This is a genomic window from Novosphingobium humi (genome assembly GCF_028607105.1).
GTDB lineage: Bacteria > Pseudomonadota > Alphaproteobacteria > Sphingomonadales > Sphingomonadaceae > Novosphingobium > Novosphingobium humi.
Genome location: NZ_CP117418.1, coordinates 1,237,214 through 1,253,977, shown reverse-complemented (window position 1 = coordinate 1,253,977; position 16,764 = coordinate 1,237,214). Strand labels below are relative to the sequence as shown.

Below are 16,764 nucleotides of genomic sequence, written 5' to 3'. Positions count from 1 at the left end.
CTCCATGCCCCGCCCCCTTGAATTGCATCCTGACCGATTGTTTCCTGCTGAGCCTGGCGTTCGCGCGGTGGCGCGGGCGTTGTATGCGGGCGTTGCGGGCCTGCCGATCGTATCGCCCCATGGGCATACGGACCCGAGCTGGTTTGCCCGCAACGAGACTTTCGGCAATGCGACCGAGCTGCTGCTGCGCCCGGACCATTATCTGTTCCGGATGCTTTATTCGCAGGGGGTGGCGCTCGAGGATCTGGGGATCGGCCCGGCCAAGGCGACGTATGACCCGCGCAAGGCATGGCGGATTCTGGCGGAAAACTGGCATCTGTATCGCGGCACGCCCTCGCGCATGTGGTCGGATTGGGTGTTTTCGCAGGTCTTCGGCATGACCGACATGCTGAGCGCCGAGACGGCCGATCTCTATTTCGACACGATTACCGAGCAGCTTGCGACCGATGCCTTCCGCCCGCGCGCGCTGTTCGACCGCTATAATATCGAGGTCATCGCGACGACCGAAAGCCCGCTCGATGATCTGGCGCATCACGCCGCGATTATGGCCGAGAATAAGGCCGGTGGCTGGCAGGGCAGGGTGGTGACGGCCTATCGCCCCGATCCGGTGGTCGATCCAGAGTTCGAAGGCTTCCGCGATAATCTCAAGCGTTTCAGCGCAATAACCGGCGAGGATTGCCTGACATGGCAGGGCTATCTGGCCGCCCATCGCCGGCGCCGCGCCTTTTTTGCGGCCCATGGCGCGACCAGCACCGACCACGGCCACCCCACCGCCCAGACCGCCAACCTGTCTTCGGCTGAGGCCGAGGCGCTGTTCGACCGCGTGGCCAAGGGCGAATTTACACCGGCCGATGCCGAACTGTTCCGCGCCCAGATGCTGACCGAAATGGCGGGCATGAGCCTTGAGGACGGGCTGGTGATGCAGATCCATCCCGGTTCTTTCCGCAATCACAATGCCGCGCTGTTTGCCGGATTTGGCCGCGACAAGGGCGCCGACATTCCGATGCGCACCGATTATGTCAACGCTTTGAAGCCGTTGCTGGATAAATATGGCAATGAGGCGGGCCTGTCCATCATCCTGTTTACATTGGATGAATCGACCTATGCCCGCGAACTGGCGCCGCTGGCCGGGCATTATCCCTGCCTCAAACTCGGCCCGGCATGGTGGTTCCACGACAGTCCCGAAGGCATGCGCCGCTTCCGCCATGCCACCACCGAAACGGCCGGTTTCTACAACACCGTCGGTTTCAACGACGACACGCGGGCCTTTCTCTCGATCCCCGCGCGCCATGATGTAGCCCGGCGGATCGACTGCGGTTTCCTGGCGCAAATGGTGGTCGAACACCGGATGGCCGATTGGGAAGCCGCCGAATTGGCACAGGACCTGACCTATAATCTGGTGAAAAAGGCCTATCGACTGTGAGCCGGATTTCCGCACAAAATCTGCCCGCCAATGCTGCCTTGCCCGCCTATGATCGGGCGGCCAAGCGCATCGGCATCGTCCATTTCGGCCTTGGCGCCTTCACCCGCGCGCATCAGGCGTGGTACACGGATCGGGCGATGGAGGCTTTCGGCGGCGACTGGCTGATCGCGGGCATTTCGCTGCGCAGCCCGACCGTTGGCGAACAATTGAACCCGCAGGACGGGCTCTACACGCTGGCGGAAAAGTCAGGCGAGGGCACGAAACTGCGGGTCGTCGGCAGCGTGGCCGAGGTGATCGTGGCGCCGGAAAACCTCGCGCGGATCAAAGCTTTGCTTTGCGCTCCGACCACGCATATCGTCACCTTTACCGTGACGGAAAAGGGCTATTGCCGCCGTGCCGACGGGGGCCTTGATCTCGCATTGGCCGCGCAGGGATTCTATCCGCTGCTGGCCGATGCCTTTGCCGCGCGCAAGGCGGCGGGGATCGGCGGTTTGACGCTGCTGTCCTGCGACAATCTGGCCGACAATGGGCATCAGCTCAAACGCCTGATGGGTGAATATCTGGCCGCGCATCATCCCGATCTGGTGGATTGGGTGGGCGCGCATTGCACCTTTCCGTGCAGCATGGTCGACCGCATCGTGCCCGCCACCACGGATGCCGACCGAGCCGAGGTCGAGGGCCTGCTGGGCCTGCGGGACGAGGGCGTGGTGATGACCGAGCCTTTCAGCCAATGGGTGATCGAGGACAATTTCGCCGGGCCGCGCCCCGCGTGGGATGCGGTCGGCGCGCAGATCGTGGGCGATGTCGCGCCCTATGAGACGGCCAAGCTGCGGATGCTGAACGGCGCGCATTCGGCGCTGGCCTATTGCGGGTTGGTGGGTGGATATACCTATGTTCATCAGGCTGTTGGCGATCCGGCCCTGCGCGCGATGGCGCTGCGCCTGATGCGCGAGGAGGCCGCGCCCACCATTCCCGCGCCCGAGGGCATGGATCTTGCCGCCTATGCCGACGCGCTGATCGAGCGCTTCGATAATCCCGCGCTCAACCACCGGTTGATCCAGATCGCGATGGACGGCTCGCAAAAGATCCCCCAGCGCTGGCTCGCCACGCTGGCCGCCCATCAGGCGCAGGGCCGCTCCTGCCCCGCCATCCTCTCGGCCATCGCCGCCTGGATCAAACACCTGCGCGGCCAAAACGGCCCCGTCGATGACCCAAGGGCAACCGAATTGAGCGTGGCGGCCCAAAACGCAGAGCCGGTGTCCGGACTCTTCGGTCCCAATGGCCTGATCGAGAGCGATTGGGTGCCCAACTCGGCGGAAGTGGCGCTGATTATGGAAGGATTGGCGCGATGACCAAGGATCGTTCTGGCCCTGTCGTCTGTTTCGGCGAGGTGATGCTGCGTTTCGCCACGCCTGCGGGGCGGGTGATTGCCGATGCGCAATCGCTTGACCTGACCATCGGCGGGGCGGAGGCCAATGTCGGCGTCGCGCTGGTGGCGATGGGGCATCAGGCGCGGTTCGTGTCCAAGGTTCCGGCCAATGCTCTGGGCGACAAGGCCCGCGCGGCGCTGGCGGGCGCAGGCGTCGATGTCGCGCATTTCGTGCGCGGGGATGGCCGTATGGGCCTGTATTTCCTAGAAGTCGGCGGTTCGCTGCGGCCCAGCGCGATCACCTATGACCGCGCCGGTTCGGCCTTTGCCAACGCGCGACCGGAGGAGTTCGACTTCGCCGCCGCGCTTGATGGCGCAAGCCTGTTCCACATATCCGGCATCACCGCCGCGCTGGGGCCGGGCGGCGTTGACCTCGCCCGCGCCGGGATCAAGGCGGCCCGCGCCGCTGGTGTTCCGGTCAGTTTCGACTGCAATTTCCGCGAGCGTCTCTGGGCCGCCTGGGACAGCAATCCGCGCGAGATCCTGCTCGAATTGCTGGCCGAGGCGACAATCATGTTCGGCAATCACCGCGACATGACGCTGCTCTTGCAAAAACCCTTTTCCGGCGACGGCGCGGAACGGCGGCGCGAGGCAGTCGAGGCCGCTTTCGCCACCTTCCCCAACCTTCAGGTCATGGCCAGCACTGCCCGCCATCCGATCACGCAGACCCACCACCGCCTCTCGGCCCGCGTGGACCTGCGCGAGGATCGGCACCAGACGCCGGAAATCGAGATCACCGATATCATCGACCGTGTGGGCAGCGGCGATGCCTTTGCCGCGGGCGTGCTGACGGGCTGGATCGAGGGCGGCGACGCCAAAAAGATGGCGCAGCTTGGCCTTGCGATGAATGCGCTCAAACATTCGCTGCATGGCGACTGGCTACGCCTGCCGCGCGCGGAAATCGAAGGATTTACAGGCAATTCGGGCGATGTGCGGCGTTAAGGCCACCCATCGGGGCGTGATCCATGGGCGGACGGCGCGGCGCTGATGGGAACACCGGCCCGTACCGCCTGTTCAACGATGACGGCAGCCCGATGCGTTAATCAGAACGCGCGCCCCTCGCTCGATCTGGTCAAAGGCTGATAGGGCCGTTTGGCCGCCACCGCCTCGTTCAGCACGGTGCCAAGGCCGGGGCGGTCGGACAATTCGCAAAAGCCGTTGACGATTTTGGGTGTCTGGCCTTCGTGCAGGTCCAGCTCGAATTGCGAGGTGTAATCGCGCACCTCCTGCGCGTAAAAGGCGGTGGTCGAGGCGTCGAGGTGGAAATTGGCCAGCGCGCCCGCCGTTTCATGGGGGCCGTGGGGCGCGATCTGGATGCGGTTGGCCTCGCACAGGGCGGCGATCTTGCGCGCCTCGGTGATGCCGCCGCAGGCCGCCAGATCGGGCTGGGCAAAGTCAATGAGGTGGCGATTGAGGTAAGGCGCGAAGCCCCATTTGGTCAGCACCCGCTCGCCCGTCGCGAGCGCGGTGGTGGTATGCGCGCGCAGATGCGCCCAGTCTTCGATATCATCCATCTGGATCGGCTCCTCGACCCAGAGCAGGTTCAGATCCTCGACCCCATGGAGATATTGCAGCGCATCGCGCGTGGGCATCGTGCCGTCCATATGCACGGCCAAATGATGATCCGGGCCGACGATCTCGCGCCAGCGGCGGGTGGTGGCGATCATCTGCGGGATGCTGCCCTTGGGGGCCTGAACGCGGGTGGCGGTGATGCCCTGTGCCTTTTGCGCCTCGAAAATGGCGGGGGTCATGTCCATCGTGCTGCCGTAGATACGCAGGCGAGTGGCGCCAGCCCCGCCCAGCAAAGTGTAGATCGGCGCGCCCAGCGCCTGCCCCAGAATGTCCCAGAAGGCGATGTCGAGCGCGCTGATCGCGGCTGTCAGCGGCCCGCCGCGCCAGCGAGGGGTTTGGTAGAGTTCGTTCCACAGGCTCTCGATCCGGGTGGGATCGCGGCCCACAAGCACGCGCTCGCATTCCATGATCGCGGCGGCGGTGGCCATTTCCTTGGATGTCTGGATCGCCACGCCAAGCCCGGTAAGGCCCTGATTGGTATAAACCTTTACAAAGATCGAGCGCGGGGCGACGAGGAAGGTCTTCAGCCCCGTGATCTTCAGCCCCAACGCGCCCGCCCGCGCCCGCGTTTCGGCCAGCGCCATATCGCCCGGCCCCGCCAGAGGCAGTCCCGCCAGCAAGGCTGTCATACCGCCCAACGCGGCGCGGCGCGTGATGGCCATCGTCTCTCTCCCTCTTGTCTTTGGCCGGGACAGTAACGCGCCGGATCGCGCGGTCCCATTGCTGAAACAGGATGGATCAATCCGCATATGGCATCGGATGACAGCGCCTGCGCATTGGAGGCCCGCGCGCAGGTGTCGCACCATGCCCGCGAGGCGGGGCAGGCCCGCCCGGCAAGGGAGAGAGCGATGCGGTGGAGAATGAAAATGGCGTTATTGTCGGCGCTGGCCATGGGCGGGGCGCTGCACGCGCAATCGCGGACGCCGCCTGTGGCCACCTATCCGAAGTTGGCCGAATTTCCCAAGGAGAACAGAGCGCTGGCCGCCGAATATATGGCCCGCGCACGCACCGTTGCGGGCGATGACCTGTTCGGCGATTTCGTCCACCGCTGCATCACCGACCCGCGTTTTCGCCAGCGGGTCAATGCCTTGCAGATGAACGCCCTGCTGCCCCCCGCCAAGGTGTTCGACCAGCTTTATTTCGTCGGCCAGAATGCCGAATCCGCTTGGGCGCTCGATACGGCCGAGGGCATCGTGCTGTTCGATGCGTTGGAGAATGAGGAGCAGGCCCGCGAGATCATCCTTCCGGGGCTGAAGGCGGTGGGGTTGGACCCGACGCGGCTGCGCTATATCGTCATCACCCATGCCCATGGCGACCATTACGGCGGGGCGGAATTTCTGCGCAAGACCTATAGCGCGGCTCTGATTTCTTCGGCCCCCGATTGGGCGGCGATGGATGCCATGCGCGCGCGGGGCAGGGCCGAAGGACCCGAAGGCGCCCCGATGCCTCCCGCCCGGATCGAGGGCAAGGACCGGACCATTGCCGATGGCGAGGCGCTGAAACTGGGCGCGACCACGCTGCATTTTTATGTGACGCCCGGCCATACGCCGGGGACGGTTTCGACGATCTTTGACGTGACCGACCATGGCAAGCGCCATGTCGCGGCCTTCTTTGGCGGGTTTGGCGCGCCGCGTGATCCGATGCAGCGCTATCCCCATATCGCCTCGATGCGCCGCTTTGCCGATCTGGCGGCGCGGGCCGGGGCCGATGTTATGCTGGCCAATCATCCGGTGCAGGATGGCGCGTTTGAGAAACTTGAATTGCTGAACTATCGCCACGCGGGCGATGCCAATCCCTTTGTGGTGGGGCCGGATAAATTGGCGCGCTATTACAAGGTTCAGGAAACCTGCAGCCAGCTTGGGCTGGTGCGCGCGGGATTGGACCCGGAACAGCCATAAGAAAAGGCCCGCCCTCCGGCCAAGGAGGGCGGGCCGCCGGTGGAATGAACCGGCCGAATTACATCGCGACCCGCACGCCAAGGCGGAACATGCGGCCGATCGGATCATAGAGCAGCGTGCCGCCAAAGGGCGGGGCGCGGTGGTTGAACACATTGTCGATCTTGAAATAGACCTGCGTGGCCTTGCCCAGCTTGTAATTGCCGCCGATGTCCAGATAGGCGGCGCCGGGGATGTGGTTGAAATTATAGGTCGGGTTCTGCACCGTCGAGGCGGGGCAGGTGGTTGAGCAGACGATCGCATTGGGGTCGATATAGCCCGCGCTGATAATCCGTTCGGTCAGCGTCAGCGACACCGGGCCCTTTTCCCAATTTTGTTGCAGCATGATCTTCCACTTGGGCACGCCATTGCCGGTTTCGGTATTGTTGCCGGCCAATTGCGCGATCTGCTGGCCCGCGATCCCGGTGTTGCTGACCATCGAGATCGCATGGGTGGCCAGAGCGCGCAGCGTCAACATCCCCGCCTTGCCCAGATTGCGGCGATAGGCGGCCTCGATGTCAAAGCCGCGCATGTTGAGCGAGGCCAGATTGAAGGGCTGCGAGATCACATAGGGGTAGTCCGAGGTGCCCAGCGTGCCGGTGAATTTCACGTTGGAACAATAGGTTGTATTGCCGTTATAGCACAGGTCGATCACCTGCTGGTTGGTCAGGGTCGAGATCGCCTGATTGAGGCGGATGTCGTAATAGTCGAAGGAGACGCTCAGCCCCGGAATGAAATCCGGGCGATAGACCGCGCCTACGTCAATCGTCTTGGCGATTTCGGGTTTCAGCGCCGGATTGCCCAGCGTGGTGGAAACCACCTGCACCGTGCCGCCGGTGGCGCGGTTGATGACGGGCTGGTTGGCGGTCTGCGGCGCGGCAAACAGTTCCGACAGGTTGGGCGCGCGCAGATCGCGCGAGACCACCCCGCGCAGTTTCAGGCCCGACAAAGGCGTATCCCATGTCGCGCCCACCTTCCACGTATTGGCATTGCCCGCCGTGCTGTAATGCGCGGTGCGGCCCGAAAGGCTGAGGTCGATCTTGCCGATCTGCTTGCTGTTCAGCAGCGGCAGGCCGATCTCGAGGAAAGCCTCGCGCACATTGAAGGCGCCCGAGCCATTGTGGTAATTGCCCGCAAACCAGTTGTTGCCCCCGGCCGAAAGCAGCGGGTCGGCCGGATAGGTGGCGGTGTTGGGCGTGTCGACCGTGACGCCATTGCCATAGGGGTCGGAAATCGTCTTGTAATATTCATTGCGCCATTCCGCGCCCAGCGCCACCGAAACATCGCCTGCCCAATTGTGGAAAGGCGTGGCGTTAAACGCGATGCTGGCCGCATCCTCCTTGAAGGTGCTGTATTGATAAGGGCCGGTGCCCCCCGTCAGCCAGGCAAAGGCGGCATCGGAGATCGTCGCGCCCGAAAAGATGTTGATCGGAATGCATCCCGCCGCCCGCGCCGTGGCCGAGGAGCAGACGATATTGCCATTTGAATCACGCACCGCATTGATCGCCGCATTATAACGCCCGTTCAGCGTCATGTTGCGGATATCGACATGCACATTGTTGGTGCCATGCTGATAATAGGCGTCGAATTTGATCGGCGTCGAACCGATGTTGAACGAGCCTTCGGTGCCCAGCACGAAGCGATACTGGCGGCGCACCGAATAGATCGTTTCCTTGCCCGGCATGATCGCATTGGCCGTGCCATAGGAAAAGCTGGTGATGCCCTTGGACGCGCAAAGGGCGGGAATCGTGGTCGAGGCCAGATAGGCGTTTGAGCACTGGATGGTCAGATTGCCGGGTTTACGCGGATAGGCGATCGGCGTGTTGCTGGTGCGCACCTCGGACACATTGGCCGTGGCGTAGATTTCGATGTTGGGCGTCAGGTCAAACCCGATGCGGCCATAGCCGACCACACGGTTGATCGGATTGTCGATCGTGTTGGTGGTGATGTAATTGTCCTGCTGTCCGCCAACGCAGGTGCCCGAGACGCAGCCCGTGCCATATTGGAAGGCGTAAGGGTTGCCGCTTTTGTCAAAGGCGGTGCCCGCCAGCGGGCCTGCGGTGATCAGACCCACGCTGCCCAGCGTGGTGGTCTGGGCATTATAGGGATAGGCGTAGAATTGCGGCGAGCCCGCCGGTTGCGCGCCCAGCGCATAGGAGGTCGTGCCCGAGCGATAGGCATCGGGGCGGCCATTGGGCTGCGCCCCGCCCACCTCGCCGCCCGGCACGCCGCCGTTGCGGAAATATTCGCCTGCGACCTCGATATGCATCCGGTCGCCCATCAGGCCCCAGCCCGCGGCGGCTTGCGCCAGCACGCTCTGGTCGTCGCCATAGGTCGATGTGCCGCCCGACAAATTGGCCTTGTATCCCTTGAACGTCTTGTCGGTGACGAAATTGACCACGCCCGCCACCGCGTCCGAACCCCACGAGGCCGATGCGCCGCCCGTCACCACATCGACCCGCTTGATCAGCAGTTGCGGGAACTGGCTGACATCGGCAATGCCGGTGATATAGGCTGGCACGACGCGCTGGCCGTCGAGCAGGGTGAGCGTGCGGATCGAGCCGAGACCGCGCAGGTTGAGCGCCGAAAGGCCGTTGTTGCCGAAACTGGTGCCGCCGTTCTGGCGCGTGTTGGCGGTGCCGACGCTGCCCTGAAGGGCGGGCAACTGGGCGATGGAATCAAACAGGTTGGGCTGGGCGGCCTGCTGCAATTGTTCGATGGAAACCACCGTGGTGGGCGTGGGCGCGTTAAAGCCGCTGGCCGTGATGCGCGATCCGGTGACAATGATCTCGGCCGCGCCCGGCGGATTGGCGGACGCGGGCGCGGTCTGCGCATGTGTCGTGGCAGGCAGGATAAGCGCAGCCAGACTGCTGCCGATAATCAGGCGGTTGCGATTGGCGATATGGCGCATGGTGCGGGCATTTTTCATGATGGCATCCCCCATTCACAGCACCATCCCGCCGGGCGGCATGATGCTGACATCCTCTGGCCTGTGGCTCTTGCCTCAGGTTTTCCCCCACGCGCCGCATTTCTGTCTCGGCGCTATGGCTTGTGCGCCCTTTTATGCCGCGCCTTTTGCGGGCAACCATTGCGCGTTGGGCATGGAACAATGCCCAACGCGCACTGATGGGCCGGGGCAATCGCCAAATCCGCTGTTTTACGGGGCGATTTGGCATTATGAACCCGCCGGGGACGGCTGATATGCAAAGGATTGGCCAAGCGATGCCGATCCGGCATGAATTGAACCAGGAATGGATATGGACGCATCGCGCCTTCTGGTCCTAGCCCAAAGGCAAGGATCAACCAAAACACAGGATGGCGAAAGATGATGGCCCCACAGGACATGGCAAAGGTAATCGGCTCGGGGTTGCTGTCCTTTCCGGTCACGCATTTCGATGCGGACCTGCGCTTTGATGAAGCGCCCTATCGGCAGCATTGCGGATGGATGCTCGAACATGATGTGGCGGCGCTGTTTGCGGCCGGTGGCACGGGCGAGTTCTTTTCGCTGACGCCTGCCGAAACGGTGCAGGTGGTGCGCGCGGCGGTGGAAGAGACTGCCGGCCGGGTGCCGGTCATTTCGGGCTGCGGCTATGGCACGGCGATTGCGACGGAAATCGCGCAAGGGGCGGAAAAGGCCGGGGCCGACGGTATCCTCTTGTTGCCGCAATATCTGGTGGGGGCCAAACAGGAAGGCCTTGCCGCCCATATCGAGGCGGTGTGCCGTTCGACCAATCTGGGCGTGATCGTCTATAACCGCGACAATGCGGTGGTGAACGAGGACACGCTGGCGGGCCTGTGCGAGCGTAACCCCAACCTTGTCGGCTACAAGGACGGGGTGGGCGATATCGAGCTGATGATGCGCATCTATTGCAAGCTGGGCGACCGGCTGACCTATATCGGCGGCCTGCCCACGGCGGAGACTTTTGCGCCCGCCTATCTGGAAATGGGCGTGACGACCTATTCCTCGGCGATCTACAATTTCCTGCCCGAATGGGCGGTGGCCTTTTACAAGGCCGCCCGCGCGCGCGATCATGCACGGGTGCATCAGATGCTGCGCGATTTCGTGCTGCCCTATATTGCGCTGCGCAATCGCGGGCGGGGCTATGCGGTTTCCATCGTGAAGGCGGGGATGAATGTCATTGGCCGCCCCGCCGGCCCGGTGCGCACGCCCTTGACGGATCTTTCGGCGGCGGAACATGAAGAACTGGCCGCTCTGGTGGCCAAGGCGAAGGCGAGCCTCTGATGGGATCTGCTCCGGTTATTGCCGATATGCGCGTTGTGCCGGTGGCGGGGCATGATGCGATGCTGCTCAACCTGTCGGGCGCGCATGCGCCTTTCTTCACGCGCAACATCGTCATCCTGACCGACAGCGACGGGCGCAAGGGGCTGGGCGAAGTGCCTGGCGGCGAGGCGATCCGCCAGACGCTGGAGGATGCGCGGGGGCTGGTCGTGGGGCGGCCCCTTGGCACTCATGCCAGTGTGGTGGCTCAGGTAGGCCGCGCCTTTGCCAGTCGCGATGCGGGCGGTCGGGGCTTGCAGACCTTTGACCTGCGCACCACGATCCACGCTCAGACCGCGATCGAGGCGGCGATGCTCGACCTGCTGGGCCAGCATGTCGGCGTGGCAGTGGCGGACCTTTTGGGCACCGGGCGGCACCGCGACCGGGTGGAGATGCTGGGCTATCTCTTCTACATCGCCGATCCGAAGAAAACCGACCTGCCCTATCGTGATGAAAGCGACAGCGCGGATGAATGGGAGCGCCTGCGCAACCGCGAGGCGCTGACGCCTGAGGCGGTGGTGGCCTTGGCCCGCGCGGCGCAGGCCCGATACGGTTTCCGCGATTTCAAGCTGAAGGGCGGCGCGCTGGCGGGCGACGAGGAAGTGCTGGCGGTGCGGGCCTTGAAGGAGGCCTTCCCGCAGGCTCGCATCACGCTTGACCCCAATGGCGCGTGGTCGTTGGCCGAGGCGGTCCGCCTGATGAAGCCGCTGGGCGAAGTGCTGGCCTATGCGGAGGACCCTTGCGGCGCGGAGAACGGCTTTTCCGGGCGCGAGGTGATGGCCGAATTCCGTCGCGCCACAGGCCTTCCCACCGCGACGAACATGATCGCCACCGACTGGCGTCAGATGGCCCATTCGCTCTCGCTGCAATCGGTGGACATCCCGCTGGCCGATCCGCATTTCTGGACGATGGAGGGCGCGGTGCGCGTCGCCCACCTGTGCGATGCCTTCGGCCTGACATGGGGCAGCCATTCGAACAACCATTTCGACATTTCGCTGGCCATGTTCACCCATTGCGCCGCCGCCGCGCCGGGCAAAGTCACCGCCATCGACACGCATTGGATCTGGCAGGATGGCGAATGCCTGACCAAAAATCCGCCGCGCATCGAGGACGGCCATGTTGCCATCAGCGACAAGCCGGGGCTGGGGATCGAGATCGACGAGGACGCGCTGGCGCGCGGGCATGAACTGTATCAGCAGCACGGATTGGGCGCGCGCAATGACGCGATGGGCATGCAGTACCTTATCCCCGGCTGGACGTTTGACAACAAGCGGCCCTGTTTGGTGCGCTAATATTTACGCCCCAGTTTTACGCCACAGTGCGTTGAACAGGAGGGAGCCATCCACCCGGCTCTCTCCTGTTTTTTTGGCCTGCTTTTTACCCCGAATAATGCGCCGCCGCCTGCATCAGCCCGCGAATATGGCCATAGGCAAAGGCGAAACTCTCGCCCTCGGCCTCGGGGTGGCCGGGGATGATCGGCACATGGTCGGGCATCAGCATCCCGTCATAGCCCACCTCGGCATAGGTCAGCAGCGCGCGATAGAGATCGACATCGCCCTCATCGGGGAAAGCCTCGCGGAAATGGCCGCGCCCGCCCACGATGTTGCGGAAATGGACGTTGAAGATCTTCTTGCGGCTGCCGAAATAGCGGATCACGTCAAAGATCTGTTCTGCCGGATGCGGCAGGTTCTCGCTCACCGTCCCCTGACAGAAATTGAGGCCGTGATAGGCGCTCTCACGGATGGAGATGAAGCGTTTCATCCCCTCGATGGTGCCCAGCACGCGGTGGATGCCCTGATAGCCCTGCGGTGGGGTGCCGGGGTCCTGAGGATGGCAGGCGATGCGGATTTTATACTCATTGGCCACCGGCACGACATGGTCGAGAAACCATGTGATCCGCTCCCAGAACGCATCCTCGCCCACCATGCCTGCGCGGGTCAGGGGCTTGGCCGGGTCCAGCCTGGCCGCGTCATATTCGGAGAACACGGCATCGCCGCGCCCCTGCACCCGCCCGGTGCGGATCACGCCCAGCAGGCTCATATTATATTTGATGCAGGGCACGCCCGCCGCCGCGCAGGCGCGGATCTGGTTCTGAAACGCCTCCAATTCGCGCTCGCGTTCCGGGCTGGTCGCCAGCATGATGCCGGGGTTCTTTTCCCGGTCGATATGGCTGGAAGGCAACAGCAGCGGATCGAGAATCGAAAGCGTCAACTTATGCTTCTCGGCCAGATCGCGCAGGGCCTTGACCTCATCGGCCGTCGAATAAAGCGCCCCTTCGGCCGATTTCGCCCGCGCCGCCACATGGGTGACGCCATAGCGGGCAAGGAAGGCGAAGTGGTCGTCGCTGGCCGGGCCGCTTTGGCAACCCAGCTTCATTTTCAGCGCGGGGCGCTTGGGGGCCGCAGACCTGCGCCCCGCCGCCTGCGCCATGGGCGGCGCGGCGCCGGCCAGCGCAGTTGCACCGATGCCGGCCCCGATAGTGGTCAGAAAATCACGCCTTTCCATGGCTCTCTCCCTGTTATGGTTTAGGGAGAGCCTAACCCGAGCGAGGCGCATTCGGCCAATCGCGTGTCAGGATTGGTCCATGCCGCCCCGGCATCAATGGATCGGCATCAATCCGCCCCGCACAGTTCCATCAAGCGCGGCACCAGCGCCAACAGCGCCGGATTGTCCGCATCGCGCCGCCATGTGGCCTGCAATTCGACAATCGGCTCGCCATCTTCCAGTTCGGAAAAGACCACACCGTCCGGATGCAGCCGCCGCGAGCTTTCGGGCACCAGCGCATAGCCATGCCCGGCCCCCACCAGCATCAGCGCGGTGTGGATCTGGGCCAGATATTGCACGAAACGCGGCTCGGCCCGTGCGCCCGCGAAAAGGCCCGCCAGCAGATCGTGGAAATAGCGCGCCTTGTCGGGCGCATAGGTGATGAAGGGCAGGCGGTCGAAATCGGCCAGACGGCGCGGGCGCTCCTCCTCCGGCACACTGGCGGGCGAGCAGATGATGAAGCGTTCGCGCAGCACTTCCTGCGAGACCATCGCGGGATGGCGCACCGGCGGGCGCAGGAACCCCAGATCGATCCGGCCCGAGAGCAGGCTCTCGACCTGTTCGTCGCTGACCATTTCTTTCAGGACAAAGCGCACATCGGGCAGGATTTTCTGCACATTGGCGATGAAACGCGGCAGGAAGGAATAGCCCGAAGCGGCGGTAAAGCCCAGGCTGACCAGCCCGTGCCGCCCCTCGGCCGCCGCGCGCGCGGTGGCCACCGCGCTGTCGGCCAGTTGAACCACGCGCCGCGCCTCGACCAGAAAGGCCGAACCCGCCGCTGTCAGCTTCACGGTTCGGCTGGAGCGGTAGAAGAGCGGCACCTTCATCACCCGTTCGAGCACCTGAATATGACGCGAAAGCGGCGGCTGGGTCATGTTGAGGCGAGCGGCGGCGCGGCCAAAATGCAGCTCCTCGGCCACGGCCACAAAGCAGCGCAACTGGATCAGTTCAAACAAGGCCTCTCCCCCCGTCATGCGACGGGCGGGGCCGGTCGCGCGACATATTCAATATCTTGGTTTTTTCCCGCTGAAAGTCTTATCATATTTCCGCATCTGGCCCAAGTCATCGCGGGTGCGGATGGTGATGCGGTTGAACATGGCATGGGCGCGCGCCAGCCTTTGCCGGTCCAGTTCGACGCCGATGCCGGGCGCGTCGGTGATGCGCACACAGCCGCCGGTGATGGGGATTTTGCCGCCAGCAATCACCTCGTCATCCTCCTCCACCCACGGATAATGCGTGTCGCAGGCATAGGTGAGGTTACGGGTGGTCGCGGCCAGATGAGTCATCGCCATCAGGCTGATGCCCAGATGCGAATTGGAGTGCATCGAGAGGCCAAGGCCAAAGGTGTCGCACATCGCGGCCAGATGTTGCGTAGCGCGCAGGCCCCCCCAATAGTGATGGTCCGACAGCACGATCTGCACCGAATTCTTTGCCACGCTCTCGCGCAGACCGGGAAAGTCGATGACGATCATGTTGGTGGCCAGCGGCAGGCCGGTCTTGCGGTGCAATTCTGCCATATCGTCATGGCCCGCCACTGGGTCTTCGTAATATTCGATCAAAGGCCCCAGCTTTTCCGCTGCCTTTTGCGCCGTTTCCATCGCCCATGCCCCATTGGGATCAATCCGCAGCGGCAGGCCGGGAAAGGCGCGCGAGAGCGCCTCGATGCTCGCCACCTCAACGTCCGGGGGCAGGGTGCCCGCCTTCAGCTTGATCGAGCCGAAGCCGTAAAGGTCGATCATCCGCCGGGCCTGCGCGACGATGCCTTCCGGGGTGATCGCCTCGCCCCAAACGTCCGGGGCTTCCTCCGGCTCGATATGGCGGGCATATTTGAAAAAGAGATAGGCCGAAAACGGCACCTCGCGCCGCACCGCTCCGCCCAGCAATTCATGCAAAGGCACGCCCGCCGCCTTGGCCTGAAGATCGAGCAGCGCGACCTCGAAGGCGGAAAAGCAATTGCCCAGCAGGCGCGAGGGCTGCGATCCGGGCGCCAGTTCGGCCCCGGCCCGCGCGGCGGGCAGGCGGGCCAGCGCGGCGCTCAGACGGTCATGCAGCCCGTTGAGGTCATAGATCGACAGGCCCACCAGATCGGGCGCGGCAGCCGTCAGCGCGGCCAGCACCGGCGCATCGCCATAGCTTTCGCCAAGGCCAGTGAAACCGCCCGCCTCGACCTCGATGATCGAGCGCAGCGCATAGGGCTCGTGGATCCCGGCGGCGTTGAGCAGCGGCGGGTCCCGAAAGGCAATCGGCGTCACGCGCAGCGCGGTGATCTGCATCAGGCACTCTCCATTTTGGTCTTTCCACCCGCATGGCCCCATGCGCCCCCCAAGACCAATGCGAATTTCCTATCGACCGATGCCGCCTTGGCGATTGATTGAGCATCGATCCCCCGCGATCATGGCGGCCAAGAGATAAGGCCCAGAGAGGACATCCATGCCCACCGATACGATTTGCGCCATCAAGCTCAGCCTCGCCTGGGTGCCTCTAGCCACGCCGATTTCCGATGCCAAGGTGTTTACCGGACGCCAAAAGCCGCTGACCCGCGTGGCCATGCTCTTTGCCGAGATCGAGACGAAGGATGGCCACACCGGCCTTGGCTTTTCCTATTCCAAGCGCGCGGGCGGGCCGGGCATGTATGCCCATGCGCGCGAAGTGGCCGAGGCCCTGATCGGGGAAAACCCCGCCGATATTGGCCGGTTGTGGAACAAGCTGGTCTGGGCCGGGGCTTCGGTTGGCCGTTCGGGCCTTTCCACACAGGCGATTGCCGCCATCGACATTGCGCTTTGGGATCTGAAGGCCAAGCGTGCGGGCCTGCCTCTGGGGCGCCTGCTGGGCGCATGGCGCGATGGCGTGCCCAGCTATAACACGTCAGGCGGCTTCCTTTCCTCGCCTCTGCCCGAGGTGCTGGAGAATGTCGAAAAGAGCATCGAGAGCGGCATCGGCGGGATCAAGATCAAGGTCGGCCATCCCGATCCCAAGGTCGATCTCTCGCGCCTTGAGGCTGTGGCCAAACAGATCGACGGGCGCGTGGCGCTGATGGTGGATGCCAATCAGCAATGGGACCGCCCCACGGCTCTGCGCATGTGCCGCGCGATGGAGCAATATGGCCTTGTCTGGATCGAGGAGCCGCTCGACGCCTATGATATCGAGGGCCATGCCGCGCTGGCCGCCGCCATCGACACGCCCATCGCATCGGGCGAGATGCTGGTGAGCGCGGCGGAACATTTTGCCATGATCGACGCGCGGGCGGTCGATTTCATCCAGCCCGACGCCGCGCGCGTGGGCGGCATCACCCAATTCCAGCGCGTGACCGCGCGGGCCGAGCAGGCGGGCCTGATGATGGCCCCCCATTTTGCGATGGAGATCCATGTCCATGTCTCGGCCACCTATCCGCTGGGCACATGGGTTGAACATTTCGACTGGCTCGACCCTTTATTCAACGAACGCCAGATCCTTGAGGGCGGCAGGATGATGCTCTCCACCCGCCCCGGCCTTGGTGTCACCCTGTCGGATCAGGCGCGGGCGTGGACCGAGGCCAGTTGCCGCATCGATGCGCAGGGCTGCACCGACCACACCCACGGGTAAG

At 63.9% G+C, this 16,764-nt stretch carries 12 protein-coding genes; 7 read left to right on the top strand and 5 right to left on the bottom strand.

Annotated elements, in window-relative coordinates:
• Positions 1-4 precede the first annotated feature (4 nt).
• From uxaC to PQ457_RS21375, 3 genes are read left to right on the top strand one after another with little or no spacing between them, the layout of a single operon-like run.
• Positions 5-1,423, top strand: coding sequence for a glucuronate isomerase (gene uxaC, locus PQ457_RS21385; RefSeq protein ID WP_273619817.1), 1,419 nt, complete (start codon positions 5-7; stop codon positions 1,421-1,423).
• Positions 1,420-2,775: a mannitol dehydrogenase family protein gene (locus tag PQ457_RS21380; protein WP_273619816.1), complete on the top strand. Its 1,356-nt coding sequence runs from the start codon at positions 1,420-1,422 to the stop codon at positions 2,773-2,775. Before uxaC ends, PQ457_RS21380 begins: the two co-directional genes overlap by 4 nt.
• Positions 2,772-3,794 carry a sugar kinase gene (locus PQ457_RS21375; RefSeq protein WP_273619815.1) on the top strand — a complete coding sequence of 341 codons (1,023 nt, stop codon included), beginning with the start codon at positions 2,772-2,774 and terminating at the stop codon, positions 3,792-3,794. Before PQ457_RS21380 ends, PQ457_RS21375 begins: the two co-directional genes overlap by 4 nt.
• 101 nt (positions 3,795-3,895) lie before the next feature.
• Here PQ457_RS21375 and PQ457_RS21370 read toward each other — a convergent pair whose 3' ends face one another.
• Positions 3,896-5,086, bottom strand: coding sequence for an enolase C-terminal domain-like protein (locus tag PQ457_RS21370; RefSeq protein WP_273619814.1), 1,191 nt, complete (start codon positions 5,084-5,086; stop codon positions 3,896-3,898).
• 87 nt (positions 5,087-5,173) lie between these two features.
• Between PQ457_RS21370 and PQ457_RS21365 the strand changes: the two genes are divergently transcribed.
• Positions 5,174-6,322, top strand: coding sequence for an MBL fold metallo-hydrolase (locus PQ457_RS21365; RefSeq protein ID WP_273619813.1), 1,149 nt, complete (start codon positions 5,174-5,176; stop codon positions 6,320-6,322).
• Between the two features lie 58 nt (positions 6,323-6,380).
• Here PQ457_RS21365 and PQ457_RS21360 read toward each other — a convergent pair whose 3' ends face one another.
• Positions 6,381-9,287, bottom strand: a complete 2,907-nt coding sequence (locus tag PQ457_RS21360) for a TonB-dependent receptor plug domain-containing protein (protein ID WP_273619812.1) — start codon at positions 9,285-9,287, stop codon at positions 6,381-6,383.
• 399 nt (positions 9,288-9,686) lie between these two features.
• Between PQ457_RS21360 and kdgD the strand changes: the two genes are divergently transcribed.
• Both kdgD and PQ457_RS21350 read left to right on the top strand, forming a co-directional pair.
• Complete coding sequence (kdgD, locus tag PQ457_RS21355; RefSeq protein WP_273620427.1) at positions 9,687-10,601, top strand: 5-dehydro-4-deoxyglucarate dehydratase; 915 nt, start codon at positions 9,687-9,689, stop codon at positions 10,599-10,601.
• Positions 10,601-11,929 carry an enolase C-terminal domain-like protein gene (locus PQ457_RS21350; protein WP_273619811.1) on the top strand — a complete coding sequence of 443 codons (1,329 nt, stop codon included), beginning with the start codon at positions 10,601-10,603 and terminating at the stop codon, positions 11,927-11,929. The genes kdgD and PQ457_RS21350 overlap by 1 nt, the downstream gene beginning before the upstream one ends.
• Before the next feature lie 85 nt (positions 11,930-12,014).
• Here the strand turns inward: PQ457_RS21350 and PQ457_RS21345 are convergent, their stop codons facing one another.
• From PQ457_RS21345 to PQ457_RS21335, 3 genes are all read right to left on the bottom strand, one after another.
• Complete coding sequence (locus tag PQ457_RS21345) at positions 12,015-13,142, bottom strand: mannonate dehydratase (RefSeq protein WP_273619810.1); 1,128 nt, start codon at positions 13,140-13,142, stop codon at positions 12,015-12,017.
• A 107-nt stretch (positions 13,143-13,249) separates the two neighbouring features.
• Positions 13,250-14,155, bottom strand: coding sequence for a LysR family transcriptional regulator (locus PQ457_RS21340; RefSeq protein WP_337958501.1), 906 nt, complete (start codon positions 14,153-14,155; stop codon positions 13,250-13,252).
• 30 nt (positions 14,156-14,185) lie between these two features.
• Entirely contained in the window at positions 14,186-15,454 is a 1,269-nt protein-coding gene (locus PQ457_RS21335) for a glucarate dehydratase family protein (RefSeq protein WP_273619809.1), read from the bottom strand.
• Positions 15,455-15,611: 157 nt separating this feature from the next.
• Between PQ457_RS21335 and PQ457_RS21330 the strand changes: the two genes are divergently transcribed.
• A complete protein-coding gene (locus PQ457_RS21330; RefSeq protein WP_273619808.1) occupies positions 15,612-16,763 on the top strand; it encodes an L-talarate/galactarate dehydratase in 1,152 nt (383 codons plus the stop codon).
• Position 16,764: the final 1 nt, after the last annotated feature.